Below are 23,883 nucleotides of genomic sequence, written 5' to 3'. Positions count from 1 at the left end.
TGTAGTTAAGAGTCTCCAGGCTCCAAGGGTAAGGAAAGTAGATGCCTAAAGGGACGCACGCAGTGGCGCGGGGCAAGCGTAGGGCGAAAGGGATGGTCATCCTTTTCACCCTGTTTGCAGGGGTGCATCCAGGCCTGGCCAGCGCCTTGGGGCTGGGGGATATCACCCTTCATTCCTACCTCAACCAGCCTTTGAGTGCCGACATCGAGGTGGTCGATACGGTCGGACTGAATGCCGACGAGCTCAACGCAAGTCTTGCCAGCGCAGAAGAGTTCAGCCGTGCGGGCATCGATCGCCTGTTCTTTTTCAACGATCTGCGGTTCACCACCGTGATGCGCGGCAATCATCCGGTCGTTCATGTCACCTCGAAAAAAGCCGTCACTGAGCCCTACCTGAGCTTTCTGGTGCAGCTTAATCGTGCCAATGGCCAGCAACTGCGTGAATACACCGTACTGCTGGACCCACCCGGCTTGGTGATATTGCCGCCGGAGCCGACTTCGGTCGCGACCCTTCCCGAGTCATCCATTGCCTCCGCAAGCTCAGCGCCAGCGCAACAATCTGTAAAACCTGCCAACGCGGCGCATGCCACCGCACTGCAAGCATCGGCCGAACAACTGGCAAGCAGCACTCTGGCTAACCAGCAGTTGCAGGCCTCGCTGGATCAGGCACAGGCCCGAATCAATGACTTGGAAGCCGACGTTGCCGATAAGGTCAAGCAAATCTCTTCGCTGCAAACTGAACTGACTGAGCTGAAGGCGGCCCAGGCTACGCAGGCTTCAGTGCCTCAAGTGCCAGCCGTAGCCGTCCAGACCGCTGTGCAGCCTGCAATAGAGCCGGTGGCCGAACAGGCCGATGAAGGGTTCGCCTGGTGGCAATGGGGGGCGGTGCTATTGCTGCTGGCCTTGTTGACGGTGGCCTGGCACGTGCAGCGTCATCGTACCCGCGAGCGGCCCGAGCCCATCGAGCCTGCTGTCGATGACAACCCCGTGGCGCCGCAAGCCCCTCTGGTGGCTCCAATGGCCAACGAGTTGGTTCTTGGCGAAACACGCCGGGAGGTGGCCGCCAGCAGTGATCCAATGGATGCCGCCAGCATCTATCTTGCCTATCGTCGTTTCAATGAGGCGTTGATTATCCTGCGTGAAGGCGTGGAGAAGGAGCCGGAGCGCACTGATCTGCGGGTCAAGATGCTTGAGATTCTGGGCGATCAAGGCGATATCGAGGGATATGATCAGCAAGAGGCGGCCTTGCTCGATCAGGGGTTCAGTGCACAGAAACTGCAGGAAATCCGCGCCCGATTCGCCAAGTTGAGCCCGCTGTTGGTCACTGCACCGGCAGCCTTGATACAGACGCCGGTCGAATCGGAGCCAACGCCCGAGAGCAAGCCAGCCGAAGACTTCCAGCTCAACCTCAACCAGCTTTCCATGGAAGCCGATTGGGACTTGATCAACCCTTTCGATACGCCAGCCCAAAATCCCCCGCAATCTGTCCAGACTGACAATGAGGTCGAGCCATCCTTCACCTCGAATCCCAAAGAGTTCCCGCAGGTCCTGGAGCTTGCGGACGAGCAGTTTCTCAGTGATTACGCCGATGACACGCTCCCGACCCTCACGATGGAGTTTGCGGACGAAGAAGATCCAAGCGTCAGTGCCGAGTATCTGGAGCAGGCTCGGCAAGCTATTGCTGAAGGGGACTTGGAAAGTGCCAAGGACTTGATCGAACAAGTACTGCGCGAAGGCGATGAAGCCAGCCGTGAAGCTGCGCAGTTTCTGCGGGCCAGGCTCTAGAAGGTTTGGCCAAGGTTCAAGTAAACGGCTCGCTCATTGGCATCGTTGATTCCGTAGGAAAAATTCAGCGGGCCCAAGGGTGTATCAAAGCCCAGGAAAATACTGACAGCATTGATATAGCCGCTGTCGAACTCATTGTCGTTGTTCCACGCCCGACCACGTTCCAGTGATCCACCACCGTACAACGGGAAGTCCAGGGGCAAGTAGGAGCGTGGGGTCAGGCGGCGATAGTAGACGGCACGCATCAGGCTGATGTTCTGACCGCTGACCGAGTCCTGCCGAAAGCCAGACAGCTGTCGCGCGCCGCCCAGCAGGAAGCTTGAGGTGACCACCTCGGCATCATCCAGCGTTCGGTTATAGAGCCCGCCCAGCACAAGGGTGTTGGGCCCGTGGCTCAACACCTTGTCGAGTTTGAATTCCCACTGGCGATAGCGCTGGTCCGAGCCCAGGCCCGGTTCATATAGGCGCATGGTAAGACCGATGTCTTCGCCGTCATGGGGAAAGTAGACGTTATCCAGCGTGTCGAAGGAATATTTGGCCTCCAGGAAGCCCTCCGAGAAGCTCAGGCTTGGTAGATCCGCATCGCCGATACGCACGTCGGCCCGTCCCCAGGCTTGACCGATGCCGAAGCGAATCTCGCCATTATTGACTATCTGCCGCCCCAGGTTCAGGCCAAAACCGTAGCGCTCCAGGCGATATTCGGCCACGGGGTCGTTATCCAGCGTGGCTTCGACGTTTTGTGATCGTGCATTGAGGTAGGGGGCGACAAAAAAGCGTGAGCCAGCATCCAGGGGTTGATAGAACTCGCTGTAGAGCTCCTGTTTGTCACCGATCTGCACGCGGGTCAGCCATTCGGCCCCGAGCCTGTTGATGCCATTGACCCGGTAACTGGCACCGAGGTTGAACGCGCTGTCACCGCGCAAATCATCGGACAGGTTGAGCCCCAGGCGCAGGTAATCAGTACCGCTGCGCCTGCCGCGAGCGTTGATGACCAGGGTATTGTCCTGGCCTTTGTGGATGACCCGGTATTGCACCCGCTCAAAGTAGTCCAGGCCATAGAGTGTCCCCATGTCGGTCTGCAGACGGCCCACGTCCAGTGGCTCGCCGAGGTGTTGGCGGATGTAGTAGCGGATCACGTCATCACTGACTTTCGAGTCGTTTTCCACCTTGATCGCGGTGATCACCGGGGTACGTTGGCTGGGCGAACGCGCTGCGATCAGGTCGTCGTCGATTTTTTCTTTAGGGCGCAGGGCCGCTAGGCGGCTATCAAGCATGTGGGCAGCACGATAGCCGGCATCGATCATCTCTTGGGCACGGCCAAAATCGGTCACACCAAAGCTTGCCAGCGGCGGCTGGATCAGGATGTCGTTGTCGTGCAGGGCGGCCAGTTGCTCTTCGGAATTGCGCCGTGTCATCAAGGTGATCGACTGGTTGAGCACATCGACAACTGTGGCCAGCTGTTTTCGAGTTTGTAGCGGCGTTCCGATATCGACGACGATCGCCACATCAACGCCCATTTCTCGCGCCACATCCAGTGGGATGTTGTCGACCATGCCGCCATCCACCAATAGCCGACCGTCCAGTTCGACCGGCGCAAATACCGCCGGGATCGACATGCTGGCACGAATCACCTGAGGCAAATGCCCACGGCTGAACACCACTTTTTCGCCGCTGGCGATATCGGTAGCGACTGCACGGAAGGGGATCGGCAGTTTGTCAAAATCGCGGGTGTCGCTGGTATTGGCCAGCAAACTTTCCAGCAGCAATGCCAGGTTCTGCCCCTGAATCACACCCAGTGGCAAACCCAGGCTGCCATCGTCGCGAAAACTCAAGCGCTGCTTGACCAGAAAATCGTAGTCGTCCTGTTTACGCCGGAAGGGGATGTCCTTGCGTGGCGGCGAGTCGGACAGGGCCTGTTTCCAATCGATGGCCAGCGCCAGCTTTTCCAGTTCGTCGACCTTGTAGCCGGAGGCATACAGGCCGCCGATGACGGCCCCCATGCTGGTGCCGGCAACGGCATCGATCCTGATTCCTTGCTCTTCCAGCGCCTTGAGCACGCCAATATGCGCCAGACCCCGTGCGGCACCGCCCGACAGCACCAGGCCGACCTTGGGTCGAGGGGGCTCGGCGGCCTGCAGGATAGCGGGTACAAAGACAAAAAGGAGGGCTAGGAGCAGGCGGGTCATCATGACTCTCGGGGGCAAGCGCTAAAGGCCGGTAGTATAAGTGCTCTTTCTGAGTAACCCGTGAGGAGTCGGCCCGTCATGAGCGTCAGTAAACCGGAAATTGTTATTACCTATTGCACGCAGTGCCAGTGGCTGCTGCGCGCTGCCTGGCTGGCACAGGAGCTGTTGAGTACGTTCAGCGATGACCTGGCGCGGGTGGCGCTGGAGCCGGCCACCGGCGGCAACTTCCGTATTACCTGCAACGGCGTGCAGATCTGGGAGCGCAAGGCCGACGGGGGTTTTCCTGAAGCGAAGGTGCTCAAGCAGCGAGTGCGTGACCAGATCGACCCGGAGCGAAACCTGGGGCACAACGATCGCTCCTGAAGCCACGGCAAATCGTTGCCTGCGTGCGTGTCATGGCGATGACTTGAGGTTGTCACAAGTGCTTCATTGCGAGCGGGCAAGCTCGGCTAAAGCCAAGCGCAGGAGCTGCTCATGACCAGTGCCCAACTCGTTAAACCGAGCCGCAAGCAAAGGGTTCGCACGCTGTGGATTTCGGATGTGCACCTGGGCACCCGCGATTGCCAGGCGGAGCACCTGGCGCGCTTTCTCAAGAACTACCACGCCGATCGCATCTATCTGGTCGGCGATATTATTGATGGCTGGAAGCTGCGCGGTGGCATGTATTGGCCCCAGGCCCATACCCATGTGATTCGTCGCTTGCTGACCATGAGCAAACGCGGCACCGAAGTGATTTATGTCACCGGTAACCATGATGAATTCCTGCGTCGCTACTCGCAGTTGGTGCTGGGCAATATCCAACTGGTCGATGAGGCCGAACACCTGACCGCCGATGGCCGCCGGTTGTTGGTCGTGCATGGCGACCAATTCGACGTCATCACTCGCTATCACCGCTGGCTGGCCTTTCTGGGCGATTCTGCCTACGAATTTACCCTGACCCTCAATCGCTGGCTCAATCACTGGCGTGCGCGCTATGGCTATGGCTATTGGTCGTTGTCGGCTTACTTGAAGCACAAGGTCAAGACGGCCGTGAGTTTTATCAGTGACTTCGAGAAGGCCATCGCCCACGAATGCACCAAGCGAGGTTTCGATGGGGTGGTGTGCGGGCATATCCACCATGCCGAGATTCGCCGGGTGGGCGAAGTGGAATATTTGAATTGCGGCGATTGGGTGGAGTCTTGCACCGCACTGATCGAGCATTGGGATGGCAACATCGAGCTTTATCGGCTGGCCGATGCCCAGGCTCATGACCAAGCGATCAAGCAACAGGCGGCCGGGCAGGCCGCCTGATCAGCCGTCAAAAGGCGGGTTTCGCTGACCCGAGCAATTTCTTTCGGGCGTTTCGCCGCTGGTTCGACAGCACACCGAATGAATACCGGATGCAACGCGCATTGGCAGGTGTGCACGCCGATGTCGTCGCTGGCGCTGCCGCTGAAGTCAGTGACGCCAGAATGCAGGCATGCAAAGCACAAACACCGTAATGATTTCCAGACGTCCCAACAGCATGCCCAGGGACAGGATCCATTTGGCAGCGTCCGGCAGGGTCGCGAAGTTGCCGGCCGGGCCGATGGTTTCGCCAAGCCCAGGGCCTACGCCAGATACGGTGCTGGCCGCGCCGGTCAGGGCAGTCATCCAGTCTACGCCCAGCAGCGACAGGGCCAGGGCGATAACGCAGATGGTGATGGCAAAGAAAAATGAGAAAGTCAGGATCGACCTTACGATGTCTTCATCGAGGCGGTGACCATTGTATTTTTGCTTGATCACCGCGCGTGGGTGAATCAACTGGTTAAGGCTGGCCTTGAGCAGGATATACGCTACCTGGAAGCGGAAGATCTTGATGCCGCCGGCTGTAGATCCCGAGCAGCCGCCGATAAATGCCAGGTAGAAAAACAGCATCAACGAAAAGTTGCCCCACAGGCTGTAGTCGCCCAAGGCAAAACCTGTGGTGGTGACCACCGAGGTGACGTTCAGGGCAACATGACGCAGGGCGTCGAGCCAATGCAGGTTGGTAGTGGCCCAGTACCAAGTGCCGAGCACCAGCCAAGTGACCAACAGCATGCCGAGCAGGCCCTGGACCTGCTGGTCCTTGATCAATGCCCGGCGATTGCCACGCAGGGTCGCCACATACAGGGTGAAGGGCAGGCTGCCCGTGATCATCACCAGCACTGCGACCCAATGCACCGCCGGTTGGGTCCACTTGGCCAGTGATTGATCGGATGTGGAAAACCCACCGGTGGAAATTGCCGACATGGCATGGTTGATCGCATCGAAGGGGCTCATACCTGCCAGCCAGAAGGCCAATCCGCCCAATGTTGTGATGCCGACGTAGACCAGTACGATGTACTTGGCCACCATGTGCGAGCGCGGCATGACCTTTTCGGAGCGGTCCGAGGACTCGGTCTGGAACAGGCGCATGCCACCGATGCGCAGCAGCGGCAGAATCGCTACCGCCATGCCGATAAAGCCGATGCCGCCCAGCCAGTGCAGCAATGAACGCCACATGAGAATGCCCGGTGACATGCTGTCCAGGCCGCTGAGCACGGTGGAGCCGGTGGCGGTGATGCCGGACATGCTTTCAAAGAAGGCGTCGGTATAGCTGATGTGCTGGGTGAGCAAAAACGGCAGCGCCGCGAAAATGCATACCACCACCCAACTGCTGACCGTGAGCAGGTACATGTCACGTGGGCGCAGGTGGACGTGCTCCGGGCGCCCCGGTATCACCAGCGCCAGGCCCGCGATAAAGGTGATCAGGCTGGCCCAGAGAAACGAGGGCATGTCGCCGGTGCGGTCGAAAATGACCAGGGTCGCCATCGGGACGACCATGCTGATCGCCAGGGTGATCAGGAAGATGCCGATAATGAAACCGATGATGCGAAGAGTCGGCAACGCCATGTAGTCAGCTCTGACACGAATGAGGAAGGGCGCCATTCTACCTATGGGCCTGGGCATGTAAACGCTAGAATAGCCGCACATTCCCTAACGAGGAGTAGCCGATGGAGGCGCTCGACGCTTTGCTCAACCGTGTTTCCGTGCCGCGCCTGGTGGAACCTGCACCCACGCCGGAACAACGTGAAATACTTTTCCAGGCCGCTGTTCGGGCCCCTGACCATGGTGGGCTCAAGCCTTGGCGCTTCATTACTGTCGAAGGTGTGGCGCGCGATGAGTTGGGTGAGTTGCTGGCCGAAGCCGTGACGCTCAAGGGGGGTGACATCACCGAGGCTGCCTTGGAAAAGGCACGTGGCATGCCGTTGCGTGCGCCTTTGGTCATTGTGGTCGTGGCGCGATTGCAGGACCACTTCAAGGTACCGAAATCCGAGCAATTGTTGGCTGCCGGCTGTGCCGCGCACGGTATCTTGCTCGCGGCCCATGCCCAAGGCATCGGCGCCGTATGGCGAACCGGCGACTTGGCCTACGCCGACCATGTGGCCAAGGGGCTGGGGTTGGCCGAGGGTGAGGAAGTGATTGCCTTCCTGTACCTGGGCACGCCGCAAAAAGAACTGCGGGCCACGCCGGTGGTGGACGTGGCGCCGTTTGTCAGCGCCTGGACGCATCCTGTGGGTGAATAACGGACACCGTGGCGCGCTCATCGCGAGCAAGCTCTGCTCCTACCGGCGCATATGCCGCTGATCAGGTAGGAGCTGAGCTTGTCGGAGCGCCGAACCGTCGCGAGAAGCCATTCCTGACACACCGAGATGGTCCTAAAAGTTTTTACGCGGTGGTGACGGGCGCCCAGGGCAGGTCCAGGCAGGCCACAAACCCGCCTTCGGGGTGATTGCTCAGGTGCAGGTCACCGCCGTGACGCTGCGCCGCACGGCGTGCAATGGCCAGCCCCAGGCCATGCCCAGCGGCAGTTTGCCCCGGTGCTCGGAAAAACGGCTCGCCCAGTTGCGTCAAGTGTTCATTGGCAACACCAGGGCCATGGTCTCGCACACTCAACAACAAGCGGTCGTCCATAGGCTGGGCCGTAATTTCAATCGGCTTGCCTGGCGGACTAAAGCGCAAGGCGTTGCGCAACAGGTTGTCCAGTGCCCGTTCGACCATGGTCGGCCAACCCTCAAAACTCAAGCCTGCCGGTGCCTGGATGTTGATCGGCTGATCGGGGGCGCTGAGCTGCGCATCTTTTTGCACATTTGAAAGCAAGTCATTGACGTCGATGCGTTCGGCACTGGTGTGTTCAGCGTCCAGACGCGCCAGGGCCAGGATCTCACTGATCAAGTCTTCGAGCCTGTCGCACTCGCGAGCCAGTCGCGGCCAGAGCTTTTCTCGCTGCGCAGGTTCCGCTCTTTCTGCCAGGGCCAGGGCAATGCGCAGCCGTGCCAGGGGTGAGCGCAGTTCATGGGAAACGTCGCGCAACAGTTGGCGCTGGCTGCCAATCAGGCTCTGCAGCCGAGCGCCCATTCGGTTGAAGTCATTGGCCAATACCCCGAACTCATCACGACGGCCGGCCAGTTGGGCCAGGCTGTTCTGTTGGTACGTGGTTTGCCCAAGATCGTGTACTGCGCTGCGCAGCCTGTTCAGTGGCCGGGTAATGGACAAGGTGACAAACAGGCTGAACAGGGTCAGCACTACCAAGGCAATGCCCAGGGCGCTGAGTGGCCACAGCAGGCTGTCACGGTGCCAGGCGTCCAGTTCCGGGTGTGGGATGCGGTAAATCAGCAGGTACGTGTCGCCGGTGCCAGGGCTTGTGTATTCAACCGTCAGGCGGCGCCACGGTAATTGACGATCATCGTTGTGGCGGCGCTGTTCAAACGCGGCAGCGCGGCGGGTAAAGGTGCCGGGTACCAGCGCTTCACCACTGTCGTTAAGGACCTGTACGTCGATGTGATAGCGCCGTTTACGCTGTTCGAGAAACGCTTGCGCTCTGTCCGGTCCGTTATTTTCGTAGAGCTCGGACCATTTCCCAGCCAAGGTGTTGAGCCCAGGGTGGCGGCTCAGTATCCAAGCGTCCTGATTGAGCATATGGCCCAGCAGAATCGACAATCCCGCGACCAGGGCGATGGCCAGCCAGAAGCTGGCAAGAATGCGCCAGAACAATGAACGCAAGGTAACACCTCGAAATGCCGAAGCCCGACACCGCTGGTGTCAGCGGGTCGGGCCTTGTGATGGGAGATTACTGAGCCTTGTTGCCTTTGGCTTCTTTCCAGGCCTTGAACTCGGCCCATTCGGCACGACGCTCATCCTGTTTTTTCTTCATTTCGTCGAATTGCTTTTGCTGATCGGGCTTGAGCAGGCTGCGGATGTCGGCCTGGGTCTTGTCTTGCTTGGCCTTGATCTCGTCTTTCATGGCTTTCTGATCGGCTGCTGGCAGCTTGTTCAGGTAGCGCTCGGTGATGTCGCGGCGCTCTTTCTTTTGCTCACCCATCAGCTTGCCGATCTGCTGGCGCTGGTCCTGGGTCAGGTCCAGTTGGCTATAGGGGGAGTGGTGACGGCCGTGCTCCGCGCCACCCATCATGTGATGCCCGCCTTCGGGCATGGCCATGGCAACGGTTGGCAGGGCGGCGGCGAACATCAAAGCGATGAGGGTCTTGCGCATGGTGTATCTCCTTGTCTCGTTCCCGGTCATTTACCGGATGAGCTCAGTTTAGGGAGATCAAGGTCAGCGGCGGTCAGCCAAGCGTAAAGCTTGGGTAAAGGTGCGAGGCGCACGTGCTGACACATGCCTGGATCAGAGGCTGTAGTAGTAACCACGGCTACGCAGGGCAACGATGCGCGGGCGACCGTCCGGGTGTGGGCCGATTTTTTTGCGCAGGTTGCTGACGTGCATGTCCAGGCTGCGATCGTACAAGGTCAGCTTGCGGCCCAGTGCGATCTGCGCCAGTTCCTGCTTGTCCAGCGGCTCGCCGGGTTGGCGCAGCAGCGCTTCGAGCAGGCGGCTTTCGGAAATGGTCAGGCTCAGGTCGTGACCGTCGATGCTGGCAACGCCTCGAGCCGGGCTGAAACACAGGTCGCCAATTTCCAGCTGGCTGGTCGGGGTGGCCGGGTGGCTACGGCGCAGCACCGCGCGCAGGCGGGCAGTCAACTCGCGCGGATCGCAAGGCTTGGCCAGGTAATCATCAGCGCCCAGTTCCAGGCCCAGGATACGGTCCAGTGGCTCTCCGCGTGCCGACAGCATCAGTACCGGCAGGTCCGGGTGCTCGCTGCGCAATTGCTTGAGCAGTTCAAGACCACTGCCGTCGGGCAGCATCACATCCAGCACCACGGCATCAGGGGCCTGGTCGGCCAAGGCCTTGCGGGCGCTCTGGCCATTGTGGCAGGCGCGCACCTGGAAACCTTCCTGGCCCAGCCAACTGCCCAGCAGCTCGCAAAGCTCCTGGTCATCATCTATCAGTAACAGCTCGCTCATCTTTCGCTCAATTCAACCATTGTCGACGCCTGCGGTGGCCGCCACTGGCAAAGATACCGCATAGCGCGGCAAACAGCGCCACTGCTCCCCCCAACACGAACCATTCTTGTTGCTCGCTGAGCAGGGGGGCGGTGACGTTGGCCTGCAGATGCTTGATCTGCTGCTTGAGTCGCTGGTTTTCCTGGCGAAGTCGACTCGCTTCGGTATTGGCAACCTGTAATTGCTGGTTCAGGGCTTCGCGCTGGCCATCGCTGTCCTTGATCCTTTGTACAAACTCGGCAGTGGTGGGAGTGGTTTCCTGGGCAGACGCGCAGGGCGCCAGCAGGGCCAGGGAGAACAGCAGGCACAACGAACCTTGACGCATCGCAACTCCTGAATTCGATCGGGTAGTGTGCAGGGTGTCGGCAGCAGTATAGGAATATTGAGTCGGGGGCAGGCTTCACCTGCCCCCGAGGGCGTTACGGCAGGACTTGCTTGAACGGCTTGACCTTAACGTCGGCATAAACGCCCGCGGCGATGTAGGGGTCGGCATCGGCCCAGGCCTTGGCGGCGGTCAGGGACTCGAACTCGGCCACGATCAGGCTGCCGCTGAAACCGGCAGCGCCTGGGTCGTTGCTGTCAACGGCCGGGTGTGGGCCAGCCAACACGATGCGGCCTTCGGCCTTCAGTTGTTGCAGACGCTCCAGATGGGCAGGGCGTGCGGCCAGACGTGCCTCCAGAGAGTTGGCAACGTCGGTGGCGATAATGGCGTAGAGCATGTTAGTCCTCGATTTTTGGAGTAGAGGTGTCGCTGTCATGAAGGTGGCGGGACAGGTAGATGCCCTGGGCAACCAGGAACAGAACGGTCATGCCCAGGCTGCCAAACACCTTGAAGTCCACCCAGATGCTCTGGAAGGTGAAGGCGACGAACAGGTTGGCAGCGCCGCAGAACAGGAAAAACCCGATCCAGGCGATGTTCAGTTTGGCCCAGATGGCGTCCGGCAGGGTCAGGGCATGGCCCATGATCCGCTTGATCAGTACACGATCACCAATGAAGTGGCTGCCCATGAAGGCCAGGGCGAACAGCCAGTTGACCACCGGTGCTTTCCATTTCAGGAAAGTTTCGCTGTGGAACGCCAGCGTCAGGCTGCCGAACACCAAACAGGCGACCAGCGTCAGCCATTGGCTTTTTTCCAGCTTGCGCTGGTGAATGAACAGCGCGCCATAGACCACGATGGAGGCGGCGATCAGCACCGCCGTGGCACTGAAAATACCCCCCACGGTCAGCTCGTGACCGGCCACTTCGACGAGGCGAGGTTCGATTTTGTAAACGATGAAAAACAGGAGCAGCGGGATGAAATCGATGAATTGTTTCACAGTGGCAGCCAGAAGCAGGATGTCCCGGCATAATAACAAACATCAAAGACTGCGAAAGACCCGCCCATGAATGTTGATTTGCACTGCCACAGCACGGCCTCCGATGGCGCCCTGGCACCCGCGTTGGTGGTTGCCCGTGCTTTTGAGAACGGCGTGCGGGCGATGGCTCTGACTGATCACGACACCCTTGAAGGCCAAGTGGAGGCCCGCACGGCCGCGCTTGAGCTGGGTATGCAGTGGATCAGCGGGGTAGAAATGTCCTGTACCTGGGGCGGTGCCACCATCCATGTGCTGGGGTATGGTTTTGCCCTCGATGCGCCCCCGTTGGTCGCAGCGCTTGAACAGTTGCACAAGGGCCGCTGGCTGCGCGCCGAAGAAATTGACCGACGGCTGGCACTCAAGGGCATGCCGGGGGCCTTCGAAGGCGCTCGCGCCATCCAGCAGACTCTGGGCGACAGCGAAAATGCCCCAGCGCGGCCGCACTTTGCCGACTTCCTGGTGCAGCAAGGCTACGTCAAAGACCGCGCCGAGGCCTTTCGCAAGTGGTTGGGGGCCGGCAAGCTCGGCGACGTCAAGCAGCATTGGCCGAGCCTTGAAGAGACCGTGGGCACCCTGCGTGAAGCGCGTGCCTGGGTCAGCCTTGCCCACCCAATGCACTATGATTTCACCCGCAGCAAGCGCCGAAAATTGATAGCCGACTATATTCAAGCAGGCGGTCAGGCGCTGGAAGTGGTCAACGGCATGCAGCCGGCCGAGCAGGTGGGCACCTTGTCCATCCTGACCCGCGAGTTCGGCCTGCTAGCCAGCGCCGGCAGTGATTTTCACGCCCCTGGCACCTGGTCGGAGATCGGTATCTATCGGCCCCTACCGGAGGATCTGCCAACCTTGTGGGGTCGATTCAACTATGCACAACCTATTGCCGCCGTCTGAACAGGTAGAGAATGTGAGTCAATTTTTCCAGATTCATCCGGAAAACCCACAGGCACGCCTGATCAAACAGGCGGTGGAAATTATCCGCAGCGGTGGTGTGGTGATCTTCCCAACAGACTCGTCCTACGCAATGGGTTGCCAAATCGGCGACAAAAAAGCGATTGAGCGGGTGCGGCGCTTGCGTCAGCTGGACGACAAACATAACTTCACCCTGATCTGCTGCGATCTGTCGCAACTGGGGGTGTACGCCAAGATCGATACAGGCACCTTCCGCACTCTCAAGGCTCATACGCCGGGGCCCTACACGTTCATTCTCAACGCCACCCGCGAGGTGCCGCGACTGTTGCTGCACGACAAGCGCCGGACCATTGGCCTGCGTTTGCCGGATCATCCGATTACCTCGGCGCTGATGGAGCAACTGGGGGAGCCGCTGATGAGCGTGAGCCTGATCATGCCGGGCGAAAGCATGCCCATGACCGATCCCTACGAGATGCGCCAATTGCTCGAACATCAGGTCGACCTGATCATCGACGGTGGCTTTGGCGGCGTCGAAGCCTCTACCGTCATCAACCTGGCCGATGGCGAGCCAGAAGTGGTGCGCGTGGGGTGCGGCGATCCGGCGCCCTTTCTGGTTGAAGCGTGAGCGAGGTTGTCAGCGACGCCCAGGCAGGCGCCCAGCAAGAACTGCCCTTTGCCCTGGTCTACGGCCAGGCGCTCAACGAAATGCCGGTCGATCTCTATATACCTCCCGATGCACTGGAAGTCTTTTTGGAAGCTTTCGAGGGGCCGCTTGACCTGCTGCTGTACCTGATTCGCAAACAGAACATCAACATCCTCGATATCCCGGTGGCGGAAATTACCCGCCAGTACATGGGCTATGTCGAACTGATGAAAACCGTGCGCCTGGAGCTGGCGGCGGAATACCTGGTGATGGCCGCGATGCTGGCCGAGATCAAGTCGCGCATGCTGCTGCCACGATCTGCCGAGGTTGAGGCCGAAGAAGACGACCCGCGCGCCGAATTGATCCGCCGCCTGCAGGAGTACGAGCGCTTCAAGGTGGCCGCTGAGGGTATCGATGGCTTGAAGCGGGTGGGGCGTGACATTTATGTCCCGCGCCTGGAAGCGCCCCAGGCTAGGGCACGCAAATTGTTGCCGGATGTGTACCTGGAAGAGGTGCTGCTGTCCATGTCGGAAGTCTTGCGCCGTAACGACATGTTTGAAAGCCATCAGGTCACCCGCGAGACCTTATCGACCCGCGAGCGCATGAGTGATGTGCTCGAGCGCCTCAAGGGCGGGGGATTTGTGCCATTCGTGGAGCTGTTCACCGCGGAGGAAGGCAAGCTGGGAGTGGTGGTCACCTTTATGGCGATTCTTGAGCTGGTCAAGGAATCCTTGGTCGAGCTGGTGCAAAATGAGCCTTTTGCGGCGATCCATGTGCGGGCACGGGCTGAATAAACGATGAATTTGAATGAACCGCGGGAGCTTGCCTCCTTGCTTGAGGCTTTTTTGCTGGCTTCTGGTAAACCGCAATCGCTGGAACGGCTGTACGAATTGTTTGAGGAAGCTGAACGGCCTGAGCCGTTGGTGTTCAAGAAGGCGCTCGATCTGCTGCGCAAGTCTTGCGACAGCCGCTCTTTTGAACTGGTGGAAGTGGCCTCGGGTTATCGCCTGCAGATTCGAGAAAAGTTCGCCCCCTGGGTTGGCCGGCTATGGGAGGAACGTCCCCAGCGCTACTCCCGTGCGCTGCTAGAAACCCTTGCGTTGATTGCCTACCGCCAACCCATCACGCGCGGTGAAATCGAAGACGTGCGTGGCGTGGCGGTCAACAGCAACATCACCAAGACCCTTCTGGAGCGCGAGTGGATTCGGGTCGTCGGCCATCGGGAAGTACCGGGCCGCCCGGCGATGTTCGCGACCACCAAGGCTTTTCTGGACCATTTCAACCTCAAAAGCCTGGACAGCCTCCCGCCGCTGGCCGAAGTGCGCGAGTTGGAACCCGCGCCTCGAATGGATGAGGACATGGATGACGCTCCTGTCCCGGCGCACTTGCAAGCCTTGGCTGACGCCAGTGCCGAGACAGATGAGCCAGCACCGGTGCGTGATGAAACCAGCTTCCGTAGTTTGCTGGTAGAGCTGGATACGATGGAGCAGGGTCTGAAAACCGATTTCGACGACCTGATCGAGCCGGCACCCGTCACGACCGAAGAGGGCCCGGAAGATGAGCCGCAGCGCCAAGAACGCTCTGATTGAGCACTGTCGGTCGGCCTGCGGCATCATGGCCTGTCTTTTCAACTAGTCTTGGGTGCGCATCGCTCGCCATGAGCGTATATTTGCGACCCTTTCGGCGCTCAGGCGCCCAAAAAGCTATCTATACCCCCAGGCCTTGGGCCTGAATTGACACACCGGGAGGTGCCCAGATGAGTGAACACGATCAACCCGACAGCCAGCCAGTTCGTCCAGCCGGCGAAAAACTGCAGAAAGTCCTTGCGCGCATTGGCGTTGGCTCGCGCCGCGACGTTGAAGCCTGGATCGGCGAAGGCCGCATCAAGGTCAACGGCGCCGTTGCCACCCTTGGCCAGCGTGTCGACCTGCACGATGCCATCTCCGTTGACGGCCGCGTGATCAAGCGCGAAGAAGCCGCCGAGACCGTGCGCCGCGTCATCATTTACAACAAGCCAGACGGCGAGATCTGCACCCGTGACGACCCGGAAGGCCGTCCGACCGTGTTCGACCGCCTGCCGCGCCCGAAAGAGGGCCGCTGGATCAACGTCGGTCGCCTGGACATCAACACTACCGGCCTGCTGCTGTTCACCACTGACGGTGAGCTGGCCAACCGCCTGATGCACCCATCCTTCGAGATGGACCGCGAGTACGCGGTACGTGTGCGCGGTGAAGTCGACGACGACATGCTGTTGCGTCTGAAAAACGGCGTGATCCTGGAAGACGGTCCGGCACGCTTCACCGATATCCAGCAAGCGCCGGGCGGTGAAGGTTTCAACCATTGGTACCACTGTGTGGTGATGGAAGGCCGTAACCGTGAAGTACGTCGCCTGTGGGAATCCCAGGGGCTGGTGGTCAGCCGTCTGAAGCGCGTGCGTTTTGGTCCGGTGTTCCTCAACTCCGACTTGCCGATGGGTCGCTGGCGTGAAATGAGCCAGTACGAAATCGACGTGCTGGCGGCTGAAGTGGGCTTGACCGCTGTGGCCATGCCGGCCATGAAAGCCAAGACTCGCGAGAAGATCGACCGTATGCAGCGCAAGTCGGCCAAGCCGGTTGGCCGTGGCGAGCGTGTGCGCAATGTGCGCCCGGCGCACGATGCTCCCGCAGGCGCGCGCCCGGCGCGCAAGCCGCGTGAAGACGGCCCTCGTAGCCGCAGCACGGTGGCTGAGCGCCCGAGCGACATGAACAAGCGCAGCGACAAGCCTGGTGCCAAGCCAGGCGCCAAGCGCCCTGCGCCGAAGCTTGCGGATGGCGCGGCCAAGCGTCGTGGGCCAGCGCCTGCAGCGGGTCAGCGTCCGGGTTTTGGTCGCAAGCCGAAGCCTGAGTAAGACGCCCACTCGCGGGCAAGCCGGAGTGTCGGGCACACGCTTGTGCTTTGATGCTCCAGGCTTTTGATCTTTATGCACACATAGTCCAGACACCGCGGATCGTCCCTTCAGGAGGCTTCGCTGCGCACTTGCGTAGTGGGGCGAGGGCCATGGATGGCCCGAGAGCGCCGTAGGGCCAGGGACGGCCCGTCGGCGCGGTCCCCACGTAGCAAGTGCGGGAGCGAGGGAACCCGGAGCGAAGCGTAGGGCCGTATGCGGGGGCGCGGCGTTTTGGTTACTTTTTCGCCAAAAAAAGTGACCCGCCGTAAGGGCCAGCCCTTTCAAGGTCTTTCATCTTTTTTGGCCTTGAGCACCCGGTCCGTCGATACATGAGCACGCGCAGCTTTGCCCTCGAGCCATTCCTTGGGTTTATCTACTTTGGGGCCGCGTTTGCTTTTAGCGACCTGTCGGGGCTGGATATTCCTGGCCAGCGCCAACAGACGCTCCGCCAGAGTTTCTGAGGTCGTTTGGAGTGATAGGTAATCCGAGGGCAACGCGATCTGCATCCCCTCATAACTGCTGCGCACCTGCACCGCCAGGTGGAAGATCGAAGCTTCCCAGCCCTCGGGCTGCGTCTGGCGATGGGCCTGTTCAACACTGCGCTTAAGGACCGACAAAACGTTGTAGGCCAAGATCGCCGAGGCAAAACCGAGCAAGGCCGCTCGGGGGTTGCCCAGGCTTGCGATTTCACTGTCCAGCACCGATTCCAGGCGTTGGAACATCCCTTCGATACTCCAGCGACGACGGTACAAATCAGCGATCTGCTGAGCACTGATGCTGTCGGGCAAATTGCTCCAGAATAAGAGCGTGGAGTCACCCGACTCAGTGGGCGTTCGCAAGCTCAGTTCAATTCGCCGCCAGCAGCGTCCGCCTTTCAATTCGATGGTTTGTTCACGCACCGTTCCAGCCTCGACAGACACGGGTTCTTGCCAGTCGTTTTCCTGGATCAGGCGTGGATGGTGACTCTGCTGACGAATAATGAACGAGGCGCCCGACTCCTCGCAGGCTTCCATGACGGGGAGCGTGCAATAGAGCCGATCGGCCATCCACAGCTGTCCCGCCCTCGCACTCGCCAGCAACGGCAGTACGCTGACGCGTTCACTGGCGTAGGCATCTTCGCAGGGCTGAAGGTCAACGACCTGATCCAGGTCGGGGTCATAGACCACGACCGAAAAACCAGGCCGCGCGGCGCCTCGTTCACGCCGCAAAGCCCCCAGACGTTTTTCGGTAGAAGGCAGGTGGTTGCCGTCGACGATACGCAGTTGCCAGCCGGGCAAAATGGCTGAACAGCCCAACGCTTCTATGGTCGGGGTCAACCGCTCTGCGCTGCCGGTGACCAGGGCCCGCAGCAACGCGGGTTCTGTGCGGCTGACCTTGTCATAGAGCGCTGCCAAGGTAACCGGAAGGTCCTCCATCTGACGTGCAGCGGCATGCAGTGAAGGTCGTAAACCCAATGAAACAAGGGACATCAGCTCAACGATGGTCGAAAACAAAAGCTCACGCGGGTACTGGCGTTGGCGATGGTTTTCGAACACCTGATCGACCCACTCGGCCGGGATGGCCTGCTCCAACGCCAACTTGGCCATGACGCTGGCCGGTGCTTTTTTTTCAAACCGCGCTAAGACTTCTTCCCACATCGTTTCGTCATCCTGGACCGTAGATGGGAGAGAGTTTAAACGAAGACCTTGAAAGGGCTGGCCGTAAGGGCGGAAAGGTGAGTCCGCGTCTGCGCGTAATCTGGATATGCTCACCAAAATCAAAACCTCGGTGCTTGAACCCGGAGCATATCCGTTGGCGATGGTGACGCTTAGTCACCTTTCCGCCTTTACGGCGTCCTACTTTTGTTGGGGCAAAAGTAGGCAAAACCCCTGGTCCCCGCATACGGCCCTACGCTTCGCTCCGGGTTCCCTCCTTCCGCACCTGCTCCGTGGGGCCGCGCCGACGGGCCGTCCATGGCCCATCGGCGCTTGCGGGCCATCCATGGCCCTTACCCCACTACGCAGGCGCTCCACTCGGCCTCCTGAAGGGACATCCGCGGCGTCTGGGCTTTCTGTGTTCGAAGATCAAGATCAAGTGCTGGGGCTGCCCGAATTTTTTTGCAAAGACAGTGTGTAAATTTTTTACACCTTGTCGTAAAAAAATCGTTACAAGAAGTCAGTTAAAACTGAGCAATTTTCCCTCTATGACTCGCTTGTAACGAATTCCTGCCAAATTCCCCCTTCTAATCCGCGATAAGCCATTTACGCCCACTTGTGGCGCGTGCGCCTTAACGATCAGATGCGCCATGGCCAAACGCCGCAGCGCGCCCGAGCAGGTTCAGGTGTGTACAATGCGCGCGTTTTGACTGTGACTACACCGCGTACCGCGCACCCCAGCAGACGTCGAGCCTCGGCTCAAGTCCAAATCAAGGTTATCGCCTTGCTCACTCCGCTTCGCCACGAGCGCAGCGGGTCCGATTCCGTCACAGATAAAAACAAACAGGTGACTTAGTTAATGAGTGGACAATCTTCCCCTTCGGGCGAGCTGAAACGCGGCCTGAAGAATCGCCACATCCAGTTGATCGCACTAGGCGGCGCCATCGGTACCGGGCTGTTCCTGGGCTCGGCGGGTGTGCTCAAGTCGGCTGGACCGTCGATGATCCTGGGTTACGCCATTTGCGGTTTCATTGCCTTCATGATCATGCGCCAGTTGGGCGAGATGATCGTCGAAGAACCAGTGGCCGGGTCTTTCAGCCATTTTGCGCATAAATATTGGGGCGGTTTCGCAGGCTTTCTGTCGGGCTGGAACTGCTGGGTGCTGTACATCCTGGTCGGCATGTCGGAACTGACGGCCGTCGGCAAATACGTACACTACTGGTGGCCCGAGATCCCAACGTGGGTGTCGGCTGCCGCCTTCTTCGTATTGATCAACGTGATCAACCTTGCCAACGTCAAAGTCTTTGGTGAAGCCGAGTTCTGGTTTGCGATCATCAAGGTATTGGCCATTGTCGGCATGATCGCCCTGGGCAGCTACATGCTGGTCAGCGGTAGCGGTGGTCCTCAGGCTTCGGTCAGTAACCTGTGGGAACACGGCGGCTTCTTCCCCAATGGGGTAAGCGGCCTGGTGATGGCGCTGGCGATCATCATGTTCTCTTTCGGCGGCCTGGAAATGCTCGGTTTCACCGCTGCTGAAGCGGACAAACCGAAGACCGTGATCCCGAAAGCAATCAACCAGGTGATCTACCGCATCCTGATTTTCTACATCGGTGCCCTGGTCGTGCTGCTGTCGCTGACCCCATGGGATAGCCTGCTGACCTCGTTGAATTCGTCGGGTGACGGCTACAGCGCCAGCCCTTTCGTACAAGTTTTTTCGATGCTGGGTAGCGACACTGCTGCGCACATTCTCAACTTCGTGGTATTGACCGCGGCTTTGTCGGTGTACAACAGCGGTACCTACTGCAATGCCCGCATGCTCTATGGCATGGCCGAGCAGGGCGATGCGCCCAAAGGCCTGGCGAAGATCGACAAGCGTGGCGTGCCGGTGCGTTCAATCCTGGCGTCGGCAGCTGTAACCCTGGTGGCGGTGCTGCTGAACTACTTCATCCCGCAGCACGCACTGGAACTGCTGATGTCGCTGGTCGTCGCGGCGCTGGTCATCAACTGGGCCATGATCAGCTTCTCGCACCTCAAGTTTCGGCAGCACATGACACGTACTGGCCAGACCTCGCTGTTCAAGTCGCTGTGGTACCCATGGGGCAACTATATCTGCCTGGCCTTTGTGGTCTTCATCCTGGGCATCATGTTGTTGATCCCGGGTATCCAGATGTCGGTCTACGCCATTCCGGTGTGGCTGCTGGTGATGTGGGTTTGCTACACGCTCAAGACCAAACGCAGTGCGGCGCAGGCTGCAGCGGCCGTCGGCGCGGTAGCCAAGTAAGCGGTTTGCGGTAAAGCGGTACTGACACGAAAAGCCCCGGCTTGATGAGAGCCGGGGCTTTTGTGTTTTAGAGACGGTATCCTGTGGCCATCAATGCGGGAGTGTATTCATGCTGGAAATTTCAAACGCGGTGCAGATACCGGACGACGAAATCGAGTTGACGGCCATCCGTGCCCAAGGGGCAGGTGGGCAGAACGTCAACAAGGTTTCCAGCGCCATGCACTTGCGTTTCAATATTCACGCCTCGTCATTGCCGCCGTTCTACAAGGAGCGTTTGTTGCTGCAGCGCGATAGCCGCATCACGGCCGATGGGGTGATTGTGATCAAGGCGCAGCAGTATCGAACCCAGGAGCAGAACCGTGCAGATGCCCTGGAGCGCTTGCGGCTGCTGATTTTGGCTGCCGTCAAGGTCGAGAAGGCCAGGCGCCCGACACGCCCGACCCTGGGTTCGAAAACCCGGCGCCTGGATACCAAGAGCAAGCGCGGGGCAATCAAGGCTGGGCGCGGGCGGGTCGATTTTTAAGGGTGAACCTCGAACACGCGCGGGGTGCGCGTTGCATGACGATACAGATAGACGCTGAGCAATAACCCGCAGGCTGCCGCAATGGCGGCAAACAGGAAGATCGAGGCAAAGCCGAAACCGGCGGCGACCGCCCCCGCCAGCGGGCCGGTGATGCCCAGCGACAAGTCGATAAACAACGAATAGGCACCCACGGCCGCGCCGCGGCTGGACGCCGGCACCAGATTGACCGCTTCAACGCCCAGCGCCGGAAACACCAGCGAGAAGCCAAAGCCGGTCAAGGCCGCGCCTGCCAGGGCCATTTCGGCACTGGGGGCGACCCACAGCAATAACAGGCCCAAGGTCTCCACCGAGAGGCAGACAATCGCGACGCGAAAGCCCCCCAAGCGGTTGATCAAGTTACCAAACAACAGCCGCGCGCCAATGAAGCAGCTGCCAAACAGGGTCAGGCACAGGGCGGCGTTGTTCCAGTTATGGGTGGCATAGTACAGGGTGATAAACGTCGCGATGGTGCCAAAGCCTATGGAGCCCAAGGCCAGGCCCGACCCATGCGGCAGTACTCGGCCCAGCACATGCAGGAACGGCAGACGCTCGCCAGCGACGATAGGCGCAGGCTTTTTGGGCCAGGCCAGCACCAGCCCCAACAGGCACAGCAGGATAATGCTGACCCCCATGCTCCAGAGACCCAACTGCTTGACCAGAATCACCCCCAGCGGTGCGCCGATGGCCAGTGCGCCATAGCTTGCAATGCCGTTCCAGGAAATGACCTTGGCGGTGTGTTGGGCGCCGACTCGGCCAATTCCCCAGCCGATGGCGCCCGAGCCGACCAGGCTTTCGGCGCTGCCCAGCACCAATCGACCGATCAACAGCGTAATCAGGCTCCACAACGGGGCGGCCTGAAGGCTGGTCGAGACGAGCATAAACACACCGCTCAGGCCGCAGCCAGCCACGCCGTAGATCACCGCTTTCTTGGCGCCGAGGTTGTCGATGATGCGGCTGGCGTAAGGGCGGCTGAGCAGTGTGGCCAGGTACTGGACGCTGATCACCAGGCCCGCGATGACGGTCCCATAGCCCAAGTCGCTGTGGACATAGCCTGGCAGTACGGCCAAGGGGATGCCGACGTTGAGATAAGCGATAAAAGTAAACAGAACAATGGAGACGACTTGCAGGGTAACCGCCATGGGGCGCGGTGAGTCAGGCATAAAAACGGTATCCGGTGAGACCCGGGCAGAAAGGCGCGGGACGTATAACGCTGGCTATGATAGTTGCGCGGGCAGTGGAGCGGGGACGGGGGCAATAAAAAAAGTACGGGAATCGTGCGCTGATCGACCGCTTTGCGCGGTTCGACGCTTGGGTGGTGCGAAAACCCAATGGCGCATCAGCAACCGGGGTTTCCACACGCACCCTGTCTGTAGCGTCGATCAGTCTTGACGTTCGCTGACAGCGGGTTTTTCGTTCTCGGTTTTGGCCGAGAGAGCCGATTCTTGTCCGGCGGTTGCAGTTTGTGCCTGCTCAGGTTGCTTCAGGCTCGGAAAGGGGAGGTTGGGGATTTCGTGCATCGTCATCGCTCCTCGCAAGTGTTGATTGAAGGGTTGCTGGATAGCGTGGTGCTTCTTCAAAAGCAGGGGGAGGATACAGGAGTCTGGGTGACAATAAGAATTTTACTGCGAAGATGCTGATAAATGGCTATCACTCACATTGCCCTGTTGCGCCGTCGATGCTGTAGGAGCCGGCTTTAGCCGCGATGAATGCGCCGCGGTTTGCCTGATGCGCTGCGGTGAGGCCATCGCGGCTAAAGCCGGCTCCTACAGGGCGAAATGCGTTATTTGCGACCTTCTGCGTCTTTGGCTACTTCGTCAGTGCGGGCCGCCATGATGAAGTCATTGCGGTGCAGGCCCTTGATCGAATGGCTCCACCAGGTGACGGTGACTTTGCCCCATTCGGTCAGCAGGCCCGGGTGATGGCCTTCGGCTTCGGCGATTTCGCCAACGGCATTGGTAAAGGCCAGCGCGTGCTTGAAGTTCTTGAACAGGAAGATCTTCTCCAACTGCATAACGCCGTCACGTACTTCAATATTCCAATCGGGGATCTGCTTGAGCAGCACCGGCAGTTCTTCGTCGCTCACTTGTGGCGCGTCGGCGCGGCAGGCTTCGCAATGGGCTTGGTTCAAGGCATTCATCGAGGTTCTTCCTGATTGAGTTGTTATAGGGTGACCGGTTGCGCTCAGGCCGCTTTCGGCGGGAATTTTGGGGTGTGCAGGCCCATCTTCATGGCCTGGTGAACCATGCCCATGATGTCTTCGTGGGCCAGGTCAAACAGGCGCTTGAGGCTTGGCAGCTCGAAGTAGACCGGCTGCAAAATGTCGATCCGGTATGGGGTGCGCATGGCTTCCATGGGGTCGAAGACCTGATGTTCAGGTTCATCGGACAAACAATAGACGGTTTCCTTGGGCGAGGAGAGGATCCCGCCGCCGTATATCCGGCGTCCTTGTGGTGTCTGCACCAGCCCGAATTCGATGGTCATCCAGTACAGGCGGGCGAGGTAGACCCGCTCTTCCTTGGACGCTGCCAGGCCGAGCTTGCCATAGGTATGCGTGAACTCGGCAAACCAGGGGTTGGTCAGCAGTGGGCAGTGGCCGAAGATTTCGTGAAAGATGTCGGGCTCTTTCAGGTAATCGAGTTCTTCGACGGTGCGAATGAAGGTCGCGACTGGAAACTGTTTGCTGGCAAGCAGTTCGAAAAAGGTCTGGAAGGGGATCAGGGCGGGCACCCGAGCCACTTGCCAGCCGGTGGTCTCGCTCAGCACCTTGTTGATTTCGGCTAACTGGGGAATACGGTCCATCGGCAGGCCGAGCTGTTCGATTCCGTCCAGGTATTCCTGGCACGCACGCCCTTCGATCACCTTCAGTTGTCGGGTAATCAGGGTGTTCCAGACCGCGTGTTCTTCGGCCGGGTAATCGATAAAACCTTGCGCATCGGGCTCACGGGCCACGTAGTGCGTTTGTTTCATGCTGCTCTCCTGAGGGAAGCCGTTATTGTTCTGCGATGGCTTAATTGATAACCCTCTTTTGTCGGGTTGTGCAGCCGTTCTCCAGGCGCCTAATCACTTGTGGGTCGCTGTTTTCGTAACGATAATTTTACGAATGGCCTGCTGATTCGGATTGGCGGGGCTCTTGCGCGTTGAAAATCGCAGGATTCGTAACGTATTCTTGACAAGATTCGGTGCCGATTTGTAGATTTTTCCTACTTGGCACGTCCGCCAC

At 59.5% G+C, this 23,883-nt stretch carries 24 protein-coding genes and 1 pseudogene; 12 read left to right on the top strand and 13 right to left on the bottom strand.

Annotated features, from left to right (window positions below):
- Nucleotides 1-41 precede the first annotated feature (41 nt).
- Nucleotides 42-1,784: a FimV/HubP-related protein gene (locus AC3IX4_RS22140; RefSeq protein WP_489257500.1), complete on the top strand. Its 1,743-nt coding sequence runs from the start codon at nucleotides 42-44 to the stop codon at nucleotides 1,782-1,784.
- Here AC3IX4_RS22140 and AC3IX4_RS22135 read toward each other — a convergent pair.
- Entirely contained in the window at nucleotides 1,781-3,970 is a 2,190-nt protein-coding gene (locus AC3IX4_RS22135) for a patatin-like phospholipase family protein (protein WP_489257499.1), read from the bottom strand. The two genes, AC3IX4_RS22140 and AC3IX4_RS22135, sit on opposite strands and share 4 nt — an antisense overlap.
- A gap of 78 nt (nucleotides 3,971-4,048) precedes the next feature.
- On the opposite strand from AC3IX4_RS22135, the gene AC3IX4_RS22130 reads away from it, so the two are divergent.
- The 3 genes and pseudogenes from AC3IX4_RS22130 to AC3IX4_RS22120 form a co-directional block, all read left to right on the top strand.
- A complete protein-coding gene (locus AC3IX4_RS22130) occupies nucleotides 4,049-4,333 on the top strand; it encodes an Rdx family protein (RefSeq protein ID WP_489257498.1) in 285 nt (94 codons plus the stop codon).
- Between the two features lie 111 nt (nucleotides 4,334-4,444).
- A complete protein-coding gene (locus tag AC3IX4_RS22125; RefSeq protein ID WP_489257497.1) occupies nucleotides 4,445-5,260 on the top strand; it encodes a UDP-2,3-diacylglucosamine diphosphatase in 816 nt (271 codons plus the stop codon).
- A 17-nt stretch (nucleotides 5,261-5,277) separates the two neighbouring features.
- Nucleotides 5,278-5,451, top strand: a pseudogene (locus tag AC3IX4_RS22120) (hypothetical protein); the annotation flags it as partial.
- On the opposite strand, the gene AC3IX4_RS22115 reads toward AC3IX4_RS22120, so the two are convergent.
- Nucleotides 5,408-6,862, bottom strand: coding sequence for a TrkH family potassium uptake protein (locus tag AC3IX4_RS22115; RefSeq protein WP_489257496.1), 1,455 nt, complete (start codon nucleotides 6,860-6,862; stop codon nucleotides 5,408-5,410). The pseudogene AC3IX4_RS22120 and the gene AC3IX4_RS22115 overlap by 44 nt on opposite strands.
- Nucleotides 6,863-6,963: 101 nt before the next feature.
- Between AC3IX4_RS22115 and AC3IX4_RS22110 the strand changes: the two genes are divergently transcribed.
- Nucleotides 6,964-7,536: a nitroreductase family protein gene (locus AC3IX4_RS22110; RefSeq protein WP_489257495.1), complete on the top strand. Its 573-nt coding sequence runs from the start codon at nucleotides 6,964-6,966 to the stop codon at nucleotides 7,534-7,536.
- A 142-nt stretch (nucleotides 7,537-7,678) separates the two neighbouring features.
- On the opposite strand, the gene AC3IX4_RS22105 is transcribed toward AC3IX4_RS22110, so the two are convergent.
- From AC3IX4_RS22105 to AC3IX4_RS22080, 6 genes are all read right to left on the bottom strand, one after another.
- Nucleotides 7,679-9,013 carry a sensor histidine kinase gene (locus AC3IX4_RS22105; RefSeq protein WP_489257494.1) on the bottom strand — a complete coding sequence of 445 codons (1,335 nt, stop codon included), beginning with the start codon at nucleotides 9,011-9,013 and terminating at the stop codon, nucleotides 7,679-7,681.
- 67 nt (nucleotides 9,014-9,080) lie between these two features.
- Complete coding sequence (locus AC3IX4_RS22100) at nucleotides 9,081-9,503, bottom strand: Spy/CpxP family protein refolding chaperone (protein ID WP_489257493.1); 423 nt, start codon at nucleotides 9,501-9,503, stop codon at nucleotides 9,081-9,083.
- A gap of 132 nt (nucleotides 9,504-9,635) precedes the next feature.
- Nucleotides 9,636-10,313, bottom strand: coding sequence for a response regulator transcription factor (locus tag AC3IX4_RS22095; RefSeq protein ID WP_489257492.1), 678 nt, complete (start codon nucleotides 10,311-10,313; stop codon nucleotides 9,636-9,638).
- Nucleotides 10,314-10,320: 7 nt separating this feature from the next.
- The gene (locus tag AC3IX4_RS22090; RefSeq protein WP_489257491.1) at nucleotides 10,321-10,677 is read right to left on the bottom strand and encodes an SH3 domain-containing protein; all 357 of its coding nucleotides are present in this window, start codon (nucleotides 10,675-10,677) and stop codon (nucleotides 10,321-10,323) included.
- 94 nt (nucleotides 10,678-10,771) lie between these two features.
- Entirely contained in the window at nucleotides 10,772-11,071 is a 300-nt protein-coding gene (locus tag AC3IX4_RS22085; RefSeq protein WP_489257490.1) for a YciI family protein, read from the bottom strand.
- A gap of 1 nt (nucleotide 11,072) precedes the next feature.
- Nucleotides 11,073-11,669 (bottom strand): septation protein A, encoded by a 597-nt coding sequence (locus tag AC3IX4_RS22080; RefSeq protein WP_489257489.1) that lies wholly within the window; start codon nucleotides 11,667-11,669, stop codon nucleotides 11,073-11,075.
- Nucleotides 11,670-11,735: 66 nt separating this feature from the next.
- Here AC3IX4_RS22080 and AC3IX4_RS22075 point away from each other — a divergent pair, with 66 nt between their 5' ends.
- The 5 genes from AC3IX4_RS22075 to rluB all read left to right on the top strand — a co-directional run bounded on the left by AC3IX4_RS22075 (nucleotide 11,736) and on the right by rluB (nucleotide 16,147).
- The gene (locus AC3IX4_RS22075) at nucleotides 11,736-12,599 is read left to right on the top strand and encodes a PHP domain-containing protein (RefSeq protein WP_489257488.1); all 864 of its coding nucleotides are present in this window, start codon (nucleotides 11,736-11,738) and stop codon (nucleotides 12,597-12,599) included.
- 13 nt (nucleotides 12,600-12,612) lie between these two features.
- Nucleotides 12,613-13,242 (top strand): L-threonylcarbamoyladenylate synthase, encoded by a 630-nt coding sequence (locus tag AC3IX4_RS22070; protein WP_489257487.1) that lies wholly within the window; start codon nucleotides 12,613-12,615, stop codon nucleotides 13,240-13,242.
- Complete coding sequence (locus AC3IX4_RS22065; RefSeq protein ID WP_489257486.1) at nucleotides 13,239-14,054, top strand: segregation and condensation protein A; 816 nt, start codon at nucleotides 13,239-13,241, stop codon at nucleotides 14,052-14,054. The genes AC3IX4_RS22070 and AC3IX4_RS22065 overlap by 4 nt, the downstream gene beginning before the upstream one ends.
- 3 nt (nucleotides 14,055-14,057) lie before the next feature.
- Nucleotides 14,058-14,849, top strand: coding sequence for an SMC-Scp complex subunit ScpB (gene scpB, locus AC3IX4_RS22060; protein WP_489257485.1), 792 nt, complete (start codon nucleotides 14,058-14,060; stop codon nucleotides 14,847-14,849).
- A 167-nt stretch (nucleotides 14,850-15,016) separates the two neighbouring features.
- Nucleotides 15,017-16,147, top strand: a complete 1,131-nt coding sequence (gene rluB, locus AC3IX4_RS22055; protein ID WP_489257484.1) for a 23S rRNA pseudouridine(2605) synthase RluB — start codon at nucleotides 15,017-15,019, stop codon at nucleotides 16,145-16,147.
- A 320-nt stretch (nucleotides 16,148-16,467) separates the two neighbouring features.
- On the opposite strand, the gene AC3IX4_RS22050 is transcribed toward rluB, so the two are convergent.
- Nucleotides 16,468-17,772 (bottom strand): IS4 family transposase, encoded by a 1,305-nt coding sequence (locus tag AC3IX4_RS22050; RefSeq protein WP_489261189.1) that lies wholly within the window; start codon nucleotides 17,770-17,772, stop codon nucleotides 16,468-16,470.
- A gap of 907 nt (nucleotides 17,773-18,679) precedes the next feature.
- On the opposite strand from AC3IX4_RS22050, the gene AC3IX4_RS22045 reads away from it, so the two are divergent.
- A complete protein-coding gene (locus tag AC3IX4_RS22045) occupies nucleotides 18,680-20,101 on the top strand; it encodes an amino acid permease (protein ID WP_489257483.1) in 1,422 nt (473 codons plus the stop codon).
- 109 nt (nucleotides 20,102-20,210) lie between these two features.
- Nucleotides 20,211-20,624, top strand: coding sequence for an alternative ribosome rescue aminoacyl-tRNA hydrolase ArfB (gene arfB / locus AC3IX4_RS22040; protein WP_489257482.1), 414 nt, complete (start codon nucleotides 20,211-20,213; stop codon nucleotides 20,622-20,624).
- On the opposite strand, the gene AC3IX4_RS22035 is transcribed toward arfB, so the two are convergent.
- The 4 genes from AC3IX4_RS22035 to phhA all read right to left on the bottom strand — a co-directional run bounded on the left by AC3IX4_RS22035 (nucleotide 20,621) and on the right by phhA (nucleotide 23,630).
- A complete protein-coding gene (locus AC3IX4_RS22035; RefSeq protein WP_489257481.1) occupies nucleotides 20,621-21,823 on the bottom strand; it encodes an MFS transporter in 1,203 nt (400 codons plus the stop codon). The two genes, arfB and AC3IX4_RS22035, sit on opposite strands and share 4 nt — an antisense overlap.
- Before the next feature lie 219 nt (nucleotides 21,824-22,042).
- Entirely contained in the window at nucleotides 22,043-22,180 is a 138-nt protein-coding gene (locus tag AC3IX4_RS22030) for a hypothetical protein (RefSeq protein WP_489257480.1), read from the bottom strand.
- Between the two features lie 263 nt (nucleotides 22,181-22,443).
- Nucleotides 22,444-22,800, bottom strand: a complete 357-nt coding sequence (locus AC3IX4_RS22025) for a 4a-hydroxytetrahydrobiopterin dehydratase (protein WP_489257479.1) — start codon at nucleotides 22,798-22,800, stop codon at nucleotides 22,444-22,446.
- A 44-nt stretch (nucleotides 22,801-22,844) separates the two neighbouring features.
- Nucleotides 22,845-23,630 carry a phenylalanine 4-monooxygenase gene (gene phhA, locus AC3IX4_RS22020; RefSeq protein ID WP_489257478.1) on the bottom strand — a complete coding sequence of 262 codons (786 nt, stop codon included), beginning with the start codon at nucleotides 23,628-23,630 and terminating at the stop codon, nucleotides 22,845-22,847.
- Nucleotides 23,631-23,883: the final 253 nt, after the last annotated feature.

The organism is Pseudomonas sp. KH_021 (assembly GCF_057838865.1).
Note: the sequence above shows the minus strand (reverse complement) of the source record. Positions and strands in the feature narration are given on the sequence as shown.